The 463-nt window shown below is 60.7% G+C and carries 1 pseudogene; it reads right to left on the bottom strand.

Annotated features, from left to right (window positions below):
- Nucleotides 1-463, bottom strand: a pseudogene (locus AC0L15_RS33240) (transposase); the annotation flags it as partial.

The following is a 463-nucleotide window of genomic DNA, read 5'->3' as shown; positions in this document are numbered from 1 at the left end:
TGGTGATGTGGGGTTCAAATGCTGCTCGCCGCCTATCTGGCGGAGCCTTGAACTTGAGCCACTTCGCTACGCTGCGACGCTCATCGCCGGTCCGTCGGGCGATCGCGCTGTAGGATAGACCCTCCTAGCGTAAGGCGTAGCATCTCGAATATCTCCTGGCGAGACTGCCTATGCCCGAGACGGGCACGCCGGCGAGGTGTCGCAGCGTCGACAATAGCGTCCTCGGACAGGATGGGTCTTCCTGAAGCAATCCACTAAGGCTCATCTGTTCCTCGATTGCCGTACGAAGATTCTGGACCAGATGAAACCGGTCGGCCATCTGGTGAGCCTGCGGTGCGCCTTCACAGACGGCCTGCGAATACAGGCCGCAACGGTCTCGGCTGACGACCTCGACGGAGGGATGATCCGCAGCCACCTGGCTGCGCTATCGACACTCCGATCATCGAGAATGTCGACGACCGAG

The organism is Mesorhizobium sp. WSM4846 (assembly GCF_055811415.1).
This window is presented reverse-complemented; position numbering and strand designations above follow the sequence as displayed.